This is a genomic window from Microcoleus sp. B3-A4 (assembly GCF_036705385.1).
Taxonomy (GTDB): domain Bacteria; phylum Cyanobacteriota; class Cyanobacteriia; order Cyanobacteriales; family Microcoleaceae; genus Microcoleus.
In genome coordinates this window covers 75,191-94,853 of the sequence record NZ_JAUBUI010000015.1, presented here as the reverse complement: position 1 = coordinate 94,853, position 19,663 = coordinate 75,191, and the positions used below count along the sequence as shown (strand labels likewise).

The 19,663-nt window shown below is 44.1% G+C and carries 11 protein-coding genes and 1 pseudogene; 7 read left to right on the top strand and 5 right to left on the bottom strand.

Annotated features, from left to right (window positions below):
• Positions 1 to 335 (top strand): annotated as a pseudogene (locus tag QUB33_RS09615) (IS4 family transposase); the annotation flags it as partial.
• Positions 336 to 346: 11 nt separating this feature from the next.
• Here the strand turns inward: QUB33_RS09615 and QUB33_RS09610 are convergent.
• Complete coding sequence (locus tag QUB33_RS09610; RefSeq protein WP_333349787.1) at positions 347 to 523, bottom strand: hypothetical protein; 177 nt, start codon at positions 521 to 523, stop codon at positions 347 to 349.
• Between the two features lie 154 nt (positions 524 to 677).
• On the opposite strand from QUB33_RS09610, the gene QUB33_RS09605 reads away from it, so the two are divergent.
• Positions 678 to 1,211, top strand: coding sequence for a hypothetical protein (locus QUB33_RS09605; RefSeq protein WP_333349785.1), 534 nt, complete (start codon positions 678 to 680; stop codon positions 1,209 to 1,211).
• Positions 1,212 to 1,214: 3 nt separating this feature from the next.
• Positions 1,215 to 1,994 carry a Tat pathway signal protein gene (locus QUB33_RS09600; RefSeq protein WP_333349783.1) on the top strand — a complete coding sequence of 260 codons (780 nt, stop codon included), beginning with the start codon at positions 1,215 to 1,217 and terminating at the stop codon, positions 1,992 to 1,994.
• Between the two features lie 173 nt (positions 1,995 to 2,167).
• On the opposite strand, the gene QUB33_RS09595 is transcribed toward QUB33_RS09600, so the two are convergent.
• Together QUB33_RS09595 and QUB33_RS09590 are read right to left on the bottom strand one after the other, a co-directional pair.
• Complete coding sequence (locus tag QUB33_RS09595) at positions 2,168 to 3,667, bottom strand: tetratricopeptide repeat-containing serine protease family protein (RefSeq protein ID WP_333349781.1); 1,500 nt, start codon at positions 3,665 to 3,667, stop codon at positions 2,168 to 2,170.
• Between the two features lie 284 nt (positions 3,668 to 3,951).
• Positions 3,952 to 4,734, bottom strand: a complete 783-nt coding sequence (locus QUB33_RS09590) for a calcium-binding protein (RefSeq protein ID WP_333349779.1) — start codon at positions 4,732 to 4,734, stop codon at positions 3,952 to 3,954.
• Positions 4,735 to 5,227: 493 nt separating this feature from the next.
• Between QUB33_RS09590 and QUB33_RS09585 the strand changes: the two genes are divergently transcribed.
• The 3 genes from QUB33_RS09585 (at position 5,228) to QUB33_RS09575 (ending at position 14,008) form a co-directional block, all read left to right on the top strand.
• Positions 5,228 to 7,612 (top strand): GAF domain-containing protein, encoded by a 2,385-nt coding sequence (locus tag QUB33_RS09585; RefSeq protein WP_333349777.1) that lies wholly within the window; start codon positions 5,228 to 5,230, stop codon positions 7,610 to 7,612.
• A 302-nt stretch (positions 7,613 to 7,914) separates the two neighbouring features.
• Positions 7,915 to 13,368 carry an AAA family ATPase gene (locus QUB33_RS09580; RefSeq protein ID WP_333349775.1) on the top strand — a complete coding sequence of 1,818 codons (5,454 nt, stop codon included), beginning with the start codon at positions 7,915 to 7,917 and terminating at the stop codon, positions 13,366 to 13,368.
• 220 nt (positions 13,369 to 13,588) lie between these two features.
• Positions 13,589 to 14,008 carry a hypothetical protein gene (locus QUB33_RS09575; RefSeq protein WP_333349774.1) on the top strand — a complete coding sequence of 140 codons (420 nt, stop codon included), beginning with the start codon at positions 13,589 to 13,591 and terminating at the stop codon, positions 14,006 to 14,008.
• 179 nt (positions 14,009 to 14,187) lie between these two features.
• Here the strand turns inward: QUB33_RS09575 and QUB33_RS09570 are convergent, their stop codons facing one another.
• Positions 14,188 to 14,610, bottom strand: a complete 423-nt coding sequence (locus QUB33_RS09570) for a DCC1-like thiol-disulfide oxidoreductase family protein (RefSeq protein WP_333349771.1) — start codon at positions 14,608 to 14,610, stop codon at positions 14,188 to 14,190.
• A gap of 80 nt (positions 14,611 to 14,690) precedes the next feature.
• Complete coding sequence (locus QUB33_RS09565; protein WP_333349769.1) at positions 14,691 to 17,777, bottom strand: PAS domain S-box protein; 3,087 nt, start codon at positions 17,775 to 17,777, stop codon at positions 14,691 to 14,693.
• Between the two features lie 512 nt (positions 17,778 to 18,289).
• Here QUB33_RS09565 and QUB33_RS09560 point away from each other — a divergent pair.
• Positions 18,290 to 19,483, top strand: a complete 1,194-nt coding sequence (locus QUB33_RS09560; RefSeq protein WP_333349767.1) for an NAD(P)/FAD-dependent oxidoreductase — start codon at positions 18,290 to 18,292, stop codon at positions 19,481 to 19,483.
• Positions 19,484 to 19,663: the final 180 nt, after the last annotated feature.

Genomic DNA, 19,663 nt, shown 5'->3' with positions numbered 1-19,663 from the left:
CGGCGATGGTGAGAAAGGAAATCTGGACACACTTACTAGCTTACACTTTATTACGTACCATTATGTGGCAGGCCGTATCTTCGTCAGAACATACAGCTTTTCAAGTCTCATTCCAATCAACTCGGCAGTTGTTTAATCAGTTCTTGACGCTGTTGGCAACTACAGGGAAACGCCAACAGCGACAATGGCATCAATTGCTGTTGGAACAGGTGGCAACTAATTTACTCATGATTCGACCTGAGCGTTCCGAACCTAGAGTCTTGAAACGCAGACCGAAACCGTATCCTCGAATGCAGGAACCTCGCTCTGTCTTGAAATCTAAACGGAGGGCGTGATTGAGACTTTTTCAGTGCCATTGATTTCTAACATGACTTGGACTTGAGTAAACTTCTTGAGCAATTTGCGTGTAAGTTGTGTCTTGTAACGTTCCCCGCAGAATAGCTTCTTGCACGTAATCTAAATGCTTTCCCGTCTTAGCAAAAATTAGCTCATCTGCCAGTGTCAAAACTTCGGCAATATCCATAGATTAGGGAGAAGCTGGAGTTTACGCGATTCATTATACCTGACATTTCGTACACTTGTGACATTTTTGATGTTGTCATCTATCTAAAGTCAGGACTTTTCCTACACAGCTCATCCTTTATATTAATTGATTAAGGTATTAGCAGGATATTTATATGAAGCGAGTTCGGTGGCTCAGCGGTTTGTTGTCTGCTGGGGTGTTGTCTTTTACTTTAGCGACTGTTGGTGCACAAGTGGCCCAGGCCCAGCGGCCTATTCCTTGGACTGACCTAAAATGCCAAGTTAATGGTCGGCAGCGATCAATGTTCGAGGATATTGTGGTAAGTAGGGAAATATACACCAGTATGTTGCGGATTTTTCCTGGTACCAGTTTAACCTGCAAGCTTCCCGGTGGTCGTGCCTTTCTCGAATTACAATTTGCAATTCCTGATAAGGAAAGGAAAGCCCCAATAAAAGTAGATGTTTATGTAGATGGAAATCACCTTAAATCCCTCACAGGTGAAAAAGGTAAAGTACATACAATGTTAGTCGATGTCAGTAATGGCAAAAGTTTATCAATAGACGTAGATTGTGCTGCTGCGACAGATTGCCTTAGTGTGAGTAGTGGGCCTTTTAGTAGTATCTTAGATGGTTATAACTTCATTAAATTTCAAGTTGTACCGGGGGCAAGCTCTCCAGGGAGAAGATAAATTATGAGTATTAGCCGCCGTCAATTTAATCGTATCTTCATCTGGGGTGGCGCTTCTTTTGCTGCTTCCGCAACATCCGGCATCTTTTTCCCCAAACCTGCCGAAGCTTATTCCCTAGAATTTCCGATTAGTGCCTTATCAGCCGATCGCGTTTTCAACGGTATTCAAAAATATTGTGGAGCACAGCCCATTCCCGGGGTTCTATCACCAATCTTGCAAGGCAATACTAATGTTAGCAGTAAAATAGAGGCAAGTGCCGCTAACGTTATTCGCACAGCCGACCAAGAATTTGTCGCTCGAAATTTTACTAGCAAAAGAACCGAATTAGCCTTGACCGGGGAAGGTATTCAGGAAAATAGAACTATCAGTCGTTTGTGGGGTAGGCAAAGACAGGATAAGTTCGGTCCTAATGTTGGCTTTGGCTTCGTGGAAAAGGTTAATGATCGATATAGCGATTCCAAAATTTCTGGGCCGACAATGTGCGCTATTCATAACGCTCAACAAGTCTTAGCCGATCAAAGATTAACACCTCCAGAAATCGCCGCTTCTATCTTACCAACTCGATCGCGATTGGATGATTTTGGTTCTTGGGGAGGAGATGCCGATGCGTCTGCTGGGAGGAATCCCGGTGCTGTTTTTGCTCAATACAATACAGCCGGGGGTACAGTGACATCTCGCTACGATTTAGTGGAACCGGGGCCGAGAGGTTTTGGGCGTGTTGAGTATATTATTGAAGCGGAAGATCAGCCTCGGCGGGTGATTTTGGTGACGGTGAGGTTTTAGGGGAAGGATGTAATAATCGGCTCGGAGTCGGCGGTCTAAACCGCTACGACACACACGAAGTCCGCGTTCGCGGACTGAAGAATTAAATAGATTTTCAGTCCGCGTAGGCGGACTTTGTTTGTGTAGCCCCGAATTCCATTCGGCGGGGCTATTTTTGCTATTTTTGCAATTGGCTATTTTTGCAGTTGACCAATCAAATCTAATGCTTTTTGAGCATCTGCATTCATTCCTTGAGCCCTAAATAAACGAGCCGCTTGCTGCAAATCTGCGATCGCCCCTTGTCTATCTCCCATTCTCACTAAGGTAATTCCTCGATTAGCAAAAGCCTTAGCATAATTGGGATTGAGTTGAATTGCTTGAGTGTAATCAGCTAAGGCAGAGCGATCGTTATTGATGCGAAACAGCGCCAATCCTCTGTTAAAATAAGTGTTGGCGCGACCGGGATTAATTTGCAGGGCTTGATTGAAATCGTCGATCGCTCCTTTTTGATCGCCTAAGTCGGAAAGTGCTAATCCTCGGTTGTTGTAAGCTGCTGCAAAGTTTCTATCCAAGCGGATGACTTGAGTATAATCTGCGATCGCCCCCGGTTTGTCTCCCAATGCCGACAAAACCAGCCCCCGATTGTAGTAAGCGTCAACATAACCGGCATTTAGGGCGATCGCTCTGCTATAATCAGCGATACTTTGGGGCATTTGTTTCAAATCGGAATAAGCGAGTGCTCGATAGAAATAAGCTTCCGCGTAATCAGATTGAGTTTGAATTGCTTGGTTAAAATCGGCAACAGCCCCTGGCAAATCTCCCTTGTCAAACCGAGTTAAACCGCGAACGTAATAAGTTTTAGCATCGTTGGGATTGTTTAGTCTTAGAGGTGCATTAGTGGCGGTCGAAGTATTCACTAAAATAGCAGAACGATTTAACCCGGCCTCCGACAATTTAGCCAGAAAAGTGTTGATAGGAATTGCAGAATTAAATCCTGTTTTAGTATCGGCTAAACCTGTTATAACTTTTTTATCGGTATCTGTGACATAATCATAATCGCGATCGCCCTGTCCGTGAATCCCAACTACACGCCCTTCTCCATCAAATACAGGCCCTCCACTCATTCCCCCTTTCGTCACAGCATTGTAACGCAAAGTATAACCTTGGGGATGATTCGGGAGACGGCTGGTAACATAACCCGGTACAAACTCAAAATTGCGATCTCGTTGGTATTGTCTGCTAGCGGGAATACCGGGATAACCAAACACAAAAATTTCTGTTCCAACTGTCGCTTGTTCGGAATCGCCTAAAGTTACCACTGGATAAGATTCTGTGCTGTTAAATGTTACTACTGCTACATCTGCCTCATTCTGGCTTTTTTGCAATCGCTTAAAACTGGTTACTGGATAGTCTTTTCCCCTATGACTGCGAATCGTATAGGTAGCTTTAGTATCATCAACAACGTGGTTAGCTGTCAGTACAGTGTAAGTCGTGCCTTGTTTGGCAATAATAAATCCACTCCCGCTACCAGTTGTTCCGTTAATTTGAACTGTGAGAGAAATCGCTACTTGGGCAATTTCTTGGGGAGTTTTTGCGAAAACGGGTGCTGCTGCAAAAACAACTATTCCTGCTACCGTTACTGTTCCTGCTAGGATGCTGGTGAGGGAATCAAACCGCGAATAACCCCTATTCATAGGTGATTGCTGAAGAGTAAGATTTTTTATACTCCGAATAGTATAGATTAAAATAAAATTTCTGAAAACCCGAAACTTTGATGTTTTCAGATGATTGCGATTTTTATGACATTTCGTACATTTCGTATAGATTAGCCTAAAAAATCTAAATGGAGAACTGTTTTAATATCAATTCTGCAAAGTTAGCGCTATCTGTAGGGACACGGCAGTGCCGTGTCCTAGGCAAAACAGCCGTTTCCCTACCCCGAACTGGCCGGCTCGCCCGTCTAATTCCCTACAAATAACTAAGCTAAAAACTGGAATTGAGAACCGTTAACTGCCAATGCAAACGGACTCGCTTGTTCAAATGCACCAGTAAGTGCAAAGTTGTCCGTGTTTAAAACTATCCCCACAATCTGTCCGGTAATTATGTTCTCAATCACCATGTCGTTGATAATTCCGTCATTATCGTAAGCAATCAAATTGTCGTCTTCAAAGAAAAGGTCTAGTTCTGTTAAACCGTCCGTCAAACCGATGCGATCGCCCGCGTCAAAGTTAAAATCGGTAATGACATCGGCTCCATTTATACCAAATGCTTCATCGTTGCTTCTGAGCACAAATATGTCACCATCGGGGCCTCCCGTGAGCACGTCAACTCCCCGATCGCCTGCTAAGAAATCGTTGCCCTCATTGCCATCTAAATCGTCGTCCCCTTGCCCTCCCCGCAGGATATCGCTGCCGAAGCCTCCAAAGATAAGGTCGTTTCCGGCGTCGCCCCTAACTACATCGTTGCCTTCATTTCCATCCAGGCGATCGTCATCTTTCCCGCCGTAAATTATGTCATTTCCGCCACCACCGCCAATAATATCACTGCCGTTATTGCCTAACAGACGTTCGTTGGAATCCGACGAACCTCCTATAGTATCGTTGCCGTCTAGTCCCCAAACTCCCCAGGGAAAAGACGGCAAACTTCCGTCCTGTAAGTCAATCTCATCGGATGTAGCGAATGCCAAAAGACGTGGCCCGCCCCCAGCAAATACAGGAAATCCATTCACATCGACAATGAGATTGTTAACCGTTAAAGCCATAACTATGTCCTTTCAAAAATCCTGTTAGCTGTATTATATATGTTAATTTTTGCTTTGCCAAATAGCAAGTAATATGGAAATTTTTGTCGCAACTTTATTTGCTAAGTTAGTGACAAGCAGCCAGCTTGCCAATTATTAATTACCAATTACCAATTACCAATTACCAGGGCTGTGCTTCATTCAACCCAAACCTGCTATATATCTCGCCTCTGAGTCAAATAGCATTAGTTGCTGACACTATCCGCTACTGTGTACCGCTTATAATGGGTGTTACCCCCCAGGCGGTAAACACGTTAATATCACCTATAACGTCGAGACTGAGAGGTTGTTTGTGAATAAAAGTAAAAGTCCCTGGGCCCATCGTCCGAGAAAAAACCCAGTTTCCGATACCCATACACAAACTTTACAAACAGGATCTAAGCTCTTTACAAAGCCATAATCGCCGATCGCTGACATTTTTTGGCAAAATCCACTGCTTTCAGGTGTTTTACTCATGTCTACTCCTAAATCGTCTTCCCCTCAAAACAACAACAACTCCGTAAAATCGCCAGCGACAGATATCGTCCCAACACAGCAAGACAGTAACAACCTGCCCAGCGAACCGAGTATAGAACAGCTACTCGAAGCTTTGGCGGGCCAAGTACCCAGTCAATCTGCTGAAATAGAACTCTTGAAAACGTGGAAACAAGATTTACAGCGACTGTTTCAATTTCTCGGCGACCGCCGCGTTTTAATCGCAGTAATGCAACCGGGAACTTTTGCCCTGCGGTACGCTAACGCCGCATTTTGTCGCTTGGCCGGTTGGGAGGAAACGTCCTTGGCAACTCAATCTACCAACGGTTTGTTTGCAGAAACCGACATCACTCTGCTGCAACTGTTCGAGGATGGGGGCGGCAAAACAGCAGAACAATTGTACCGCCGCCACCTTTTGCACTGGGTATTTAAGCAATATTATCAAATTGACATCGACGGTTTGCGGGTGCTAGACGAACCTGTCACGGCAAGTGTAAAAAACCCCAAAGACCGAGAAGCCAGATTTATAGAATTTTGGCTCGGTTCGGAACAGTTAAAAATTACTCGAATTGACTCAAAAATAAATGAATTTGCGGATATTTCTTTAAAATTAATGCCTGTTGCGGAACGGGAAGCTTGGCTGATGCAGCCGAATCAACTGGAAAATTTAGCCGATCGATTGCAGTTGGATAATTACCGCGTAGAAGGTTTGCTGCTGTTAGAAGGTTTTGATGTCACCGTGCAGGAGCAAATTCGCCGTCTGACTCAGTTATTGATCGATCGAGATTCGATGCTGCGGCCAGATAAATTTGAGAGAATCGATCGGTGTTTGCGATCGCTCTTCAATGCTGACGGCACTTTGCTGCTGCGCCTCGATGGCGAACAGGTACAGCTATTAGTTGCAAAAGACGGCCAACATTTGCAGCCGATTATTTATTCAATGTACTCCCTAGAAGCTTCTCACTTTTTGAAGGCCACAGCAGCAAATCAAGTTTGGAACGTGCCAGACTTGCGTAGGGAGTGCGAAACCGAGTGCGATCGAACTTTGCGGAAAATGGGGACTCGATCGATGCTGCTGGTGCCCCTGGTAGTCAAATCCGTCACCCGTGAGGGTTGCGGACAGCGGGTTTTGGGCGTCGTGGGGCTGTTGTGCGATCGGCCCAACCACTTCAACGGCATTGATGCTCAACACGCCCAAGAACTCATTCCCGCCTTCATTGCAGCCCTGCGGCAAGCCATCCACGAGCGGTTTACCCACATTCACAACATCCACCCCGCAGTCGAGTGGCGGTTCGCCCAAGAAGCAGAAAGGCGAAGTTGGGGACTGCCCCCAGAAACAATCGTATTTGCTGACGTTCATCCGCTGTACGGAATTTCGGACATTCGCGGTTCTAGCGACGAAAGAAACCGAGCCATTCAAACTGATTTGCTCGAACAATTCCGCTTAGGTTTAGTCATAGTTGATGCCGTTTGCGAAACACAAACTACCCACCTCGGCGAGCAACTGCGGCTCGACTTGCTCGACTACATCCAGCGTTTAAAACAAAAAGTAACCGTCGATATGGAGGTGCGAGCAGCCGAGTATTTAAACGAGCATTTAGAAGTATATTTTGACTATTTTGTGCAGTGCGGCCCCAGGGTTCAGGCAGCCGTCGAAGCTTACCAAGCAGCCTGTGACAACGAACACAACTGCGTTTACAGCGATCGCACCCGCTACGACCAAATGCTGAACTTAATCAGCACCAAACTCCAAGAAACCTGGGCCCGCTGGCAAGAAAAAATGCAGCAAATTCTTCCCCACTACTGCGACATCGAATGCACCGACGGCATGGATCACATGATTTATGTAGGAAAATCGATCGACCCCAAATTTAGCCAGTTTCACCTGCACAGTTTGCGGTACGAACAACTGCGAGCAATTTGCGACTGCTGCCGCACTGTTTTTCGCCTGCAAGCCGAGTCTCAAATTAACATGGAACTCGCACATTTAGTATTAGTGCAGAATACCACCATCGACATTTTTCACAACGAAAATACCGAAAAAATGTTTGATGTCAAAGGCACTCGCGACATCCGCTACGAACTCGTCAAAAAGCGCATCGAAAAAGCCGTTGACAAAGACGCACAAGAGCGGATTACCCAGTCGGGGATGTTGACTGTGGTTTATTCCACCGAGGAAGAGTGGGAAGAGTATCAGCAATACTTGCGCTACTTGTCTCGCGAAGGTTGGGTAGAGCCAAAAGTTCAGACGGGCATGGTAGAATCACAACAAGGAGTTAGCGGTTTAAAATTCGCCCGCGTGCGTATTTTGCCTGAACCGGAATCTATTTCTACTATCTGTGAAGTTACAGTAGTCACCGATTGAGAACCCGTTCAATTGCCTGTTTGAGGCGGAGTGCGATCGCTCTCATCTCCTGCTGTTTGAGGCGGAGTGCGATCGCTCTCATAGCCCTGAAAAACGCTGCAGCCAAAGCATTCGGAACTCACACACAAGACTGAGATTACTTTTAAGAGGTTTGTTGACACCAACGAGCAAGCCCACATTTTCACTTAGTGTATATTCCCTGTGAGGGGAAATCGCAAAATACACGATCGTAATCACACAAAATCAAGATTAAGTAGTGTTAATATAACCCTAATTGGCTCCAAAAATTTATAACTTAACTTATGTTAACTTTATCAGAATACCAAATAAATTCTACTCTGCACGAAGGCGTCGAAACAATAATCTATCGCGGACAAACACCGAAAGATGTGTCCCCAGCAATTCTGAAAGTTCTCAAAGCCGAATATCCCACCCTCGAAGCTATTACCAGGCTCAAACACGAATATCAAATCCGCCAAAACTTAGACAGCGAACAAATCGTCAAAGCCATCAGTCTCGAAACATTTGACCACCGATTAGGAATGGTTTTAGAAGACTTTGGCGGCGAATCCCTCGCAAAACTGCTGGAAAGAGAAACCTTGAGCCTGCAAGCAAATTTAAACATCGCCATCCAAATAGTCAAAGGCTTACAATACCTGCATTTTCAGCATATTATTCACAAAGACATCAAACCCAGCAACATCATAATTAACATGCAAACAAAACAAGTAAAACTCACCGACTTCGGCATTGCTACAAAACTCAACAAAGAAAATCCGCAATTTAACAATCCCAACTCAGTCGAAGGCACATTAGCCTATATGTCACCCGAACAAACCGGGAGAATGAACCGCACCCTCGACTACCGCACAGACTTTTATTCCCTTGGGATCACATTATATGAAATGCTGGCAGGAAAATTGCCTTTCTGCAGCCACGACCCCTTAGAAATAGTTTACAGCCACATCGCAGTTCAACCAATATATCCCCATCAAATCAATTCAGAAATACCTGTCGCTATCTCTGAGATAGTGATGAAATTGATGGCCAAAAATGCCGAAGATAGATATCAAAGTGCGGCTGGAGTGTTAGCCGACTTAGAAATTTGTTTGCATCAGTTAGAAACCACCGGACAAATTGCCGACTTCATCCCCGGACGCTTAGATATTCTCAGCCAATTGTTAATTCCCCAAAAATTGTACGGTCGGGAAAATCAGGTTAATGAATTGCTAGCAGCATTTGAACGTGTAAGAGGGGGTTTAGCCAACAATTTGTTAGAAGAACCAGCAACTTTAGAACAAAAGTCGCCCCCATCAGGAAGCAGCGAATTAATGCTAGTATCAGGCTACTCAGGCATCGGTAAATCAGCCGTAGTCAACGAAGTTAGCAAACCAATTACCAGGTCCAAAGGTTACTTTATCAGCGGCAAATTTGACCAATTCAAACGCAACATTCCTTATGCCTCATTAATCCAAGCATTTAACTCCTTGCTGCGGCAATTGCTAACAGAAACTGCACTTTCATTAGAAATATGGCGCACTAAAATTTTAACAGCAGTGGGAACAGACGGCCAAGTAATTGCCGACGTAATTCCAAAAGTTGAATTAATCATCGGCAAACAGCCAGAAGTCCCAGAACTCGCCCCTGTAGAATCCCAAAATCGATTCAATCGGGTCTTCAAAGAATTTATTCGCGTTTTCGCCCAAAAAGAACACCCCCTAGTTATCTTTTTAGACGATTTGCAGTGGGCAGATTCAGCAACATTAAAGTTGATGCAAATACTGATAACTGACCCTGACCAGGAATATTTGTTGCTAATCGGTGCCTATCGAGACAATGAAGTTAGTCCGACCCACCCCTTAATCCAGACTGTAGAAGAAATTGAAAAAACTGGTACAAGAGTCAACAATATCGTGTTGCAACCGCTGGATTTAGCAAATGTGACTGAATTAGTCACTGAAACACTTAACACTTGCACCGAAAAAGTAACAACTTTCGCCGATTTAATTTGGAATAAAACGGGGGGTAATCCTTTTTTTTTGACCCAATTACTCCAAGCACTTTATCAAGATTATCTTTTGAAATTTGAATTTAATCAAATTACCAATGAGGGAATTCAAAGTGGCTGGTATTGGAGTATCGATGAAATCCAAGCCATTGGAATCACCGATAAAAGTGTGGTGGAACTGGTAGCTTCTCGCATTGAAAAGCTGCCCGCACCCACGCAAGAAGTGTTGAAGCTAGCAGCTTGCGTGGGAGATAAATTTGCTCTAGATGTGCTGTCACTTGTTAGCGAAAAGTCAGCTAATACTACAGCTACTGAACTTTATTCAGCTTTGCAAGCAGGGTTAATTCTGCCCTTGAGCGATGCCTATCGCATTCCTTTAGTTTTCGATCGAGCCGAATCAATCAATCTCAAGTTAGACACTTCGCGGGTTAGTTACAAATTTTTGCACGATCGCGTTCAGCAAGCCGCATATTCGCTAATTCCCGAAGACCAAAAGCAATCCACCCATTTAAAAATCGGTCAATTACTGTTACAGAATACTCCACCAGACAAGCTAGAAGAAAACATCTTTGATATCGTCAATCAATTGAATGTCGGAATTGACACGATTAGCCAACAGTCAGAAAAAACTCAGTTGGCACAATTAAATTTAACTGCTGGACGCAAGGCTAAAGTGGCTGCTGCGTATGAAGCTGCTGTTAGGTATTTGCGGGTGGCTATGGAATTATTGCCAGCGGATTGTTGGCAAAGTCACTATGAGTTGACGTTAGCAATTTATGAGTCAACAGCAGAATCTGAATACTTAAATATCAAATATGAAGATTCAAAAAAGCTGGTTGATATTGTACTGCAAAAATCTAAAAGCTTACTAGCAAAAGTGAATGTTTATGAACTTCAAATCCAGTCTTATAACGCTCAAAATAGACTTGAAGAAGCACTCACTACAGGACTGGAAGTGCTGAAAATGTTAGGCATTTCTTTTCCTCAAAACCCCAACGCGCTAAATATTGTGTCGGGACTGATTAATACCAAACTGAGTTTGGGATTGAAACGAATTGAGGATTTAGCTAACTTGCCAGAAATGACCGATCCCGAGAAACAAGCAGCCATGCGGATTTTATCAGGGATTTTCAGCACTGCTGTTCAAGCAAAGCCCCGACTGGTACCGCTGCTGGCATTTAAGATGGTTAAGCTGTGCATTAAATATGGCAATTCGCCTTATGCGAGTATGGCCTACGTTTTTTATGGCATAGTTATGTACAAGGTAGGGGACATTAGTTTGGCATACCAATTCGGTGAACTGGCAATTAGGATGTTAGACAAATTTCCATCCCGTTCAATCAAAAGTAGAGTTTATACACCCTTTGCTTCTTTGATTAGCCACTGGAAAGTAGATCTCAAGTCAGGATTAGGCTATCTCAAAGAAGGTTTTCAAACTGGGATGGAAACTGGAGAGCTGGAATATGCTGGTTATTCTATAAGTGAATATTGTTTCAAAAAACTGTCGATAGGAGAGCCTCTAGGTTTGGTGGAGCAGGAGGCTGGTAAATATATGAAACTAATGCAGCAATCTCAACTAGAAGTAGCTGTACAGTATATAAGTATAGGCAGGCAGACAGCCCTCAATTTGCGCGGTCAAGCTGTCGAACCCTGCCATTTAGTCGGCGAGAGATTTAATGAAGTCGAAATGCTCCCCGTTTTAATAGAAGCTAAAAGCTTTGTTTTAGTTAATTTTATTTATAATGCCAAAACTCAGCTTAATTTTATTTTCAGAAACTACGCGGAAGCCTTGGAAAATTCAAGGTTATTTGAGAAATATGAGGAGTCAGTAGCCGGATTTTATGTGGTTGCTATGAATAATTTTTACTCCTCTCTCACTATCATAGCTTTGTATCCAGCCACTGGCAAAGGGGAACAAAAGCAATATCTGAAAAAAGTGCTTCAAAACCAAAATAAGATGAAAAAATGGGCAGTTCATGCTCCGATGAACTATCAACACAAATACGACTTGGTAGCAGCGGAAACAGCGCGAGTTTTGGGGCAAAATACTGAAGCAATGGAATTGTACGATCGCGCAATTGATGGAGCCGCTAAAAACGGTTACATTCAAGAGGAAGCATTAGCCTATGAATTAGCAGGAGAATTTTATCAAGCTTTGGGTAAAGAGATAGTTTCTCAAGCATATCTGACTAAAGCTTATTATGGATATATCCATTGGGGAGCCATAGCTAAAGTTAAACATTTAGAATCAACACATCATTTCTTAGCAGCACAGACGCGCACAATCCCAACCCCAACCCTCGATGTCACCCGCACTGCCACTGAAAATACTACCAGTAGTAGTTTAGGCGATTTCTTAGACTTAGCTACTTTTATTAAGTCGGCGGAAGCCATTAACGGTGAAATTGTTCTAGAAAAATTGTTGACCAAATTAATCAAAATTATTTTAGAAAATGCGGCGGCTCAAAAAGTAGTGCTGCTGCTGCTGAAAAACGATATCCTCTGCATAGAAGCAACTGGCACTTTTGCGGATGATACAGTGACACTTTTACCCTCTATTCCCGTAGAAAATCGTCAAGATGTTCCCCTGTCTGTGATTAATTACGTACACCGCAGTCAAAAGCATTTGGTTTTAGACAATGCGACTGTCGCCGAACCTTTTAAGGTAGATACCTACATTCAGAAACATCAACCCAAATCAATTCTCTGTTTGCCGATTATTTATCAATCTCAGCGGCGCGGAATAATTTATTTAGAAAATGTTTTGACAGTAGGAGCTTTTACAGCAGAGAGAGTAGAAGTATTCAAAGTGTTAATTTCTCAAGTTGCTATAGCAGTAGAAAATGCTAGTTTGTACGCGCGCGAGAAAGAAAAATCTCAACAGTTAGAAAAATCTTTCAATGAACTGCAACAGGCGCAACTGCAACTCATTCAAAGCGAAAAAATGTCGGCTCTGGGCAACTTAATTGCAGGGGTTGCTCACGAAATTAACAATCCCCTCGGTTTTATTGCGGGCAATCTTGATGCTGCTGCTGAGGCTAGCTTAGATTTGATTGATTGCTTACAACTTTACCAAGAAAAATTTCCTAATCCTGGAGATGAATTACAGGATAAAGCATCGGAAATAGATTTAGAATATTTGATAGAAGATTTGCCGAAAATGCTTTTATCTATGAAATCAGGTACAGAGCGCATCCGCAATATTAGCAAGTCTTTGCGGACTTTTTCCCGCGCTGACACTGCGAATAAAGTGTCAGCAAATATTCATGAGGGCATCGACAGCACTTTGATGATTTTACAGTATCGTCTGAAAGCTACAGATACTCGCCCCGCGATTAAAATTATCAGAGAATACGGAGATATCCCGCCAGTTAAATGTTATTTTGGGCAACTGAATCAGGTATTTATGAATTTGCTGGCAAATGCGATCGAGTGTTTTGACGAATTCAATCAGGGTCGCACTTACGCTGAAATTGAAGCTTTACCGAATACGATCGCCATTATCACTCAACTCTCCGAAGATAGCAACAGCGTGGTGATTAAAATCAAAGATAACGGTCAAGGGATGTCATCGGAGGTCAAGTCGAAAATATTTAACCATTTATTTACTACCAAAGGAGTAGGAAAAGGTACGGGTTTGGGGTTGTCTATCAGCCGGCAAATTGTGGAAGAAACCCACGGCGGTAAACTAACTTGCGAATCGGTGCTGGGAGAAGGTTCGGAATTTGCGATCGCTCTGCCGCTTTGATAAAATTTATTCACCACCCTTACCGAATCAGTCATTGCCAATTGTTTAATCTAAAATCTAAAATCTCAAATGGTATGACTTGTGCTTAACACAGACTGGGAAATTTGTCAATTCCTAAGTATCTATCAAATAGTCCACAGTTCACTGTTTAAAGCAGGCAGTATGCAGTTACATTGTTAGCTAAATCCTGTAATAACTGTATTTGATAGGAGTTTTTCGAGTGAACGCTGCCGAACAAGCCAAAAATATAGAAGTTGCCAGCAAAATTGCTGCGGTTGTTAATTTATTCAAGTCCGAATTCCCGGATACAAAAGTCGATTTGAAACCTTGGATGAATGACCAGGATACCAGAGAACTTGTAGATCCAGATTCGATCGACATTGGCTTCCATTTTCCCGGTAGAAGCCGCTTGCTGCAAAGTCGCAGCATCTTGATTCAAATCCGATTTTACCAAGATCCGGTAGAAGGAAGCCGTCGGGCGATCGGGGTTGAGGCAGCCGGTTACGATCATACTGGTCAGCAGTGGCGCTTTTCCACCGTGGAAAATTGGAGTTTTTTCGGTCAAACCGAACCCGCTGAGGAGTCGGGCCAAAAGCTCAAAGACTTTTGCCGAGAGATATTCAGTTTGTTTAATAGTTAAGTTCCAGGGATTGTAGTAGGGATTTGGCGACACCTCCTAAGTAAATTGATATCAATTATCTTGCACCATTGCTAATAATCCCTTTAGAGGCGTTGCTCAGAGCAACGGCCCACAATAAAATTTAATTTTTGTGGAACCGGCATCCTGCCTGTTAAGCGAGAATGGTGCTTTAGAGTGAGTTATTTCACACGATCGCAATTGCCGATCGACCTACAGCCAACTGGATAAACAGATTTGTAAGTCGTCGATCGCTTGCCAAACAAAGTATAGCGGTTATCGCGGACTTGTTCGTACACGCGATCGCCCATCCACTTCATCCCCGGCATTGCCCGGTAAGCAGCCACAAACACCTCGCCTCCCGGCAATATTCGCCCGATTTCCTCCGCCGCATCACTGCCCTGCCAGCGACGTTCCGGGGTGTTACCCTCTATCAAAATCATCCCCATTTCGCAGTCTTGAGACGTAATCCCAAAGCGATTTAATTGCTCTAAATCTTGCATGGGAATATACTCAAACCGCTTGCCTTGGTCTAAGTTTTCTAGTAATTGAACCAAGGTAACGCAGAGATTGCAAGTGCCGTCGTAAATTACGTTGTAATTCATTTGATAACTTCCTAAGCTTGGGATGAACTATTGCAGGAATTGCACCTTACTTACTAGCTGTAGCGTGCCTATGGGCGCACCTAACTAACTATTTTTTTTACAGGAATCTCGATCGCAAATTCCGTGCCTTGACCCGGTGCAGAATCGCACTTAAGCAGCCCGCCGTGTTTTTCCACCACAATTTGATAGCTGATAGACAGCCCCAAACCAGTACCTTTACCAGGTTCTTTCGTAGTAAAAAACGGATCGAACAGCCTTTTGTGAACATCTATCGGAATCCCCGGCCCGTTGTCAGCAATCCGAATCACAATATGAGAAGGATGCCGCATTGAATCATCAGAAACAGCAGAATCTGCTTGCATCAAAGCATCCTGTTCATATTTTACATCCGTACAAATCCGTAGCGTCGGCGAAGGACAATAAGGAATAGGCGCCAGTTGTCCCTCTGCCCACTGTCCAGTCTCCATTGCCTCTTCCAAAGCATCAATTGCATTGCCAATAATATTCATGAATACCTGATTCAACTGGCCTGCATAACACTGTAGGTGGGGGACATTTCCGAACTCTTTGATCAGCGTAATTTTAGGACGCCCTGGCGTTTCCTTCAACCTGTGCTGCAAAATCAACAAAGTGCTTTCAATCCCTTCGTGAATATCCACCTGCTTTTGTTCTGCTTCGTCCAATCGCGAAAAATTCTTCAGCGACAGCACAATCTGGCGAATTCGCTCTGCTCCCATCTTCATCGAAGTTAACAGCTTCGGCAAATCTCTGAGCATAAAATCCAAATCAATTTCCTCTATCTCTTTTTTAATTACCGATGTTGGATGCGGGTATTCCTGCTGGTAAAGTTGCAGCATTTTTAGCAAGTCTTTAAAGTAATCGTCAGCGTGCATGACGTTGCCGTAAATAAAGCTAACTGGATTGTTGATTTCATGAGCAACGCCAGCGACTAATTGCCCCAAACTTACCATTTTTTCATTTTGAACCATCATGCTTTGAGTTTTATGCACGTCGCGCAGGGCTTTTGCCAATTCTTCATTTTTAGTCCTCAATTGACTTTCGGAAAGCCGCACCGCTTCTTCTGCGTGTTTGCGATCGGTAATATCTTTGCGAATTGCTACATATTGATGGGGTTCCCCGCTGCTATTTAAGAAAGGTACAATGGTAGTATCCAACCAGAATAATGTGCCGTCTTTAGCTTGATTTTTCATTTCTCCCCGCCAAACCTTTCCTTGGCGAATAGTTGACCAAAGCTGCTTGAAAAAATCTGCTGGGTGATAGCCTGAATTGACAAGTCTGTGGGTTTTGCCGATCAGTTCTTCTCGGGAATATTTAAAGAGTTCGCAAAATTGAGCATTGACATAGGTAATGGCTCCGAATTCGTCGGTATTCGAGACAATCGCTGATTGATCCAAAGCAAATTTTTCAAATTCCAACTTTTTGAGAGTTTGGCGCAATTCTGCTTCTGCTTGTTTGCGATCGCTAATATCGGTAATCATCCGCAAAACCCCGGAAAATTCGCCCTCAGCGTCGAACGTTGGCGTCGCCGACACGATCGCCCACAAGTGAGATCCGTCTTTGCGAGTAAACTTAAAATCGTAACGTTCGCGAATGCCTTCCCGCCTGCGCTGGACATAACTTTCAGCTATTTCCTTAGATTCGCAGTCCATAAACTCAAATAGCGATCGCCCCAGCATTTCCTCGACAGTATACCCCAGCATTTCGGCCATCCGAGAGTTAACAAAAGTCGTGATGCTTTCGGCGTCAAACATCCAAACGCCCTCCAAAGCCGTCTCGACTATGCAGCGGTAATAACTCTCCCTCTCCCTGAGTGTTTCCTCTGCTTGCTTGCGATCCGTAATATCAGTTTGCACCGCAATAAAACCTTCGAGTTCCCCATTTTCTTGATAAATGGGGGCGATCGAAAGCGCCACCCAATAACCCTTTCCATTCTTTTTGTAATTGTAAATTTCCTGATTAAACGGCACACCCGCAGCCAAAGCTGATCGCAGTTGAGCAATAGTTAGCGGGTCTGTTTGAGGGCCTTGCAGTACATCACCCGGTTTTTTTCCCTGCATTTCTGCCAGCACATAACCACTAATCCGAGTAAATCCTTCATTCACCCATTCAATGCAGCCTTGAGCATCAGTAATAATCACACCATTTTGCGTTTTTTGAGCCACAATGGCCAAGCGCGACAATTCTGTTTCAGTTTTTTTGCTTTCTGTAATATCTTCAGCAATACCCAGAATGTACTTAGGCGCGCCCGAATCGTCAAACAAAGGAACTTTTTTCGTGTGCAAAATCCGCTTTCCTCGGTGCGGAAGTTCGATAGTTTGTTCTGGCAAATCGATACCTTTTCTCGTTGCAAGCACTTCTAAATCTTGTGCTTGCAAGTAATTGGCATGATCTGACTCCAACAAGTCAGCAGCATTGTTTAAGATCACTTCATTCCTGGAATAGCCAAACAATTCTTCGCTAGCAGTATTCCAATAAATAAATTTTTGCTCTACAGCATCTTTAATAAAGACGCTAATCGGCAGATTTTGCAGTACCGCATTGAGAAAATCTTGAGTGTTTCGCAATTCTTCCTCAGCTCGCTTTCGTTCCGTAATATCCAAAATCACTCCGTCGAGATAGACAACCCGAGACAGAGAATTTGCGATCGGCAAAACCGACGAAACGGGCGAAACCCGTGCTGCCAAAAATCCCTCAATTTCCCCTTCTCTCTCTTGTCTTCCTCTACCCTCCTCGGCCTCACAGCCAACAGCTTGACCTTTTTCGTAAACCCAGCTAATTTCGCCGTCAGCCCGGACAATGCGGTATTCAAGGATGTACGGAGTTCGAGTTGCTACACTTTTTTTGACAGTAGCATCCACATTTTTGCGATCTAGAGGGTGGATAATGCTGGCAAAAGAACGGACGCGATCCTTGATAAAATCAGAGGATGGATACCCTGATATTTCTTGAACAGCGTCGCTCAAAAACGCCATTGTCCGTGTTAATGCGCCGTCGGGGCTGGTATAGTCGCAGGTACAGCGGTAGACAGCACCGGGAATATTAGCTACTAAATTTTTATATTTTTCTTCGCTGCTTAACAAAGATGAGCCGTCTTCGTTATGGCGATCGCCGTTCTTAAATTTTGAAGAATTCGAGGAAATTTGCATGATTTTTTTCACTTGTGAGTGCCGGGGCAAGTGTTAGAGTAGATGGCCCTATAAAAAGTGAATTTAATTTGCGTAACAATTCGTTATAAACTAATATAGTACAAAAAATTAGTTCTGCGAACATTCAGAAAATTTTAGGGTGGCTAATAGGTAGAGCTAATCAAAGCTAGAGATGTAGAAAACACTTCGCCAATGGATTGTGTGACGGATTTAACGGATTTAACTGAGATGTTCCACCATTCTCAATAAGGCTTTTAGGGGCCCGCTAGAAGAGCAACGACCCACAAGAAATTTATTCTTTGTGGAACAGGCTAGGGAAGCCTGTTAAGCGAGAATGGTGCAAGATGTGAGTTTCACGGATTTAACGGATGGATCTTAAGGTTCGAGGGAAAGGGGGAAGATTTTCCCACTCTCCCACTCCCACTCGCCCACTCGCCCACTCCCTCACTCCCCCACTCTCGTTACAATAAGATAAGTTGCTTTGCTACCGTGAGCCCCTCAAACAAAACACCATGACTCAACAACAACCCCGGATTTGTATTCTCGGCGGAGGCTTCGGCGGACTCTACACAGCCCTGCGCTTGAGTCAGTTACCCTTCTCCAAAACCGAAAAACCCGAAATTGTCCTAGTTGACCGCCGCGATCGATTTTTGTTCGTTCCCCTGCTGTACGAACTCCTGACCGACGAACTCCAAACCTGGGAAATTGCCCCACCGTTTGCCGAACTCTTGCAAAATACAGGTGTGCGCTTTTGTCAAGGTACTGTCTCCGGCATCGATGTGGAGGAAAAGCGAGTGCAGTTGCACGACGGGCCAGAAATTCCGTGCGATCGCCTTGTTTTAGCTTTAGGCGGCGAAACCCCCCTAGATATGGTCAAAGGTGCCGTTGAATACGCTTACTCGTTTCGCACCCTCGACGACGCCTACCGCTTAGAAGAAAGACTGCGGTTTTTAGAAGCCAGCAACACCGACAAAATTCGGGTTGCGATCGTCGGTGCCGGTTATTCGGGAGTAGAATTAGCTTGTAAATTAGCCGATCGACTCGGAGACAAAGGTCGCGTGCGGTTAGTCGAGCAAAGCGACATGATTCTGCAGACATCGCCGGAGTTTAACCGCGAAGCTGCAACCAAAGCTTTAGAAAAACGGAAAGTGTGGATCGACTTAGACACAACAGTAGAGGCGATCGAAGCGGACACAATATCCTTACTTTACAAAGGACAATTAGATGTTCTGCCCGTAGACATAGTGCTGTGGACAGTAGGAACTCAAGTTAGTCAAGCAGTGCGATCGCTACCCCTCAAACAAAACCGCCGCGGTCAATTAACAGTCAATCCGACAATGCAAATTATCGACCATCCAGATATATTTGCCTTGGGAGACTTAGCAGAATGTCACGATGCAACTGGTCAAAAAGTCCCCGGAACAGCCCAAACAGCCTTCCAGCAAGCTGACTACACCGCTTGGAACATTTGGGCATCCCTGACCGGCCGCCCATTACTTCCTTTCCGCTATCAGCCGCTAGGAGAAATGATGACATTAGGAATTGACAACGCCACCCTAGCCGGTTTAGGAATTAAGCTCGACGGACAACTAGCACACATTGCTCGCCGCCTAGCTTATCTCTATCGGATGCCAACATTTGACCATCAACTAAAAGTTGGTTTCAATTGGATTAGTAAACCGATTCAGGATTTGCTTAAAAGTTAGTTAATTGTTGACAGTTAACTGTTAACCGTTAACTGTTGACCGTTGACGGTTGATTGTTGATCCTAGGACTTATGATGGCGACCCATAAACCGGGTTTTTCACGCAAATACTTCACTACTACACTACCCGCAGATTTGGTAAAGACCGAGTTTTTTCTTTAGTAGTGTAGATAATAAAATT

What these genes read in the sequence shown, in the direction of transcription:
- QUB33_RS09565 (WP_333349769.1), bottom strand. Translation starts at nt 17,777, where the DNA reads ATGCAAATTTCCTCGAATTCTTCAAAATTTAAGAACGGCGATCGCCAT.
- QUB33_RS09580 (WP_333349775.1), top strand. Translation starts at nt 7,915, where the DNA reads ATGTTAACTTTATCAGAATACCAAATAAATTCTACTCTGCACGAAGGC.
- QUB33_RS09590 (WP_333349779.1), bottom strand. Translation starts at nt 4,734, where the DNA reads ATGGCTTTAACGGTTAACAATCTCATTGTCGATGTGAATGGATTTCCT.
- QUB33_RS09595 (WP_333349781.1), bottom strand. Translation starts at nt 3,667, where the DNA reads ATGAATAGGGGTTATTCGCGGTTTGATTCCCTCACCAGCATCCTAGCA.
- QUB33_RS09605 (WP_333349785.1), top strand. Translation starts at nt 678, where the DNA reads ATGAAGCGAGTTCGGTGGCTCAGCGGTTTGTTGTCTGCTGGGGTGTTG.
- QUB33_RS09585 (WP_333349777.1), top strand. Translation starts at nt 5,228, where the DNA reads ATGTCTACTCCTAAATCGTCTTCCCCTCAAAACAACAACAACTCCGTA.
- QUB33_RS09560 (WP_333349767.1), top strand. Translation starts at nt 18,290, where the DNA reads ATGACTCAACAACAACCCCGGATTTGTATTCTCGGCGGAGGCTTCGGC.
- QUB33_RS09570 (WP_333349771.1), bottom strand. Translation starts at nt 14,610, where the DNA reads ATGAATTACAACGTAATTTACGACGGCACTTGCAATCTCTGCGTTACC.
- QUB33_RS09610 (WP_333349787.1), bottom strand. Translation starts at nt 523, where the DNA reads ATGGATATTGCCGAAGTTTTGACACTGGCAGATGAGCTAATTTTTGCT.
- QUB33_RS09600 (WP_333349783.1), top strand. Translation starts at nt 1,215, where the DNA reads ATGAGTATTAGCCGCCGTCAATTTAATCGTATCTTCATCTGGGGTGGC.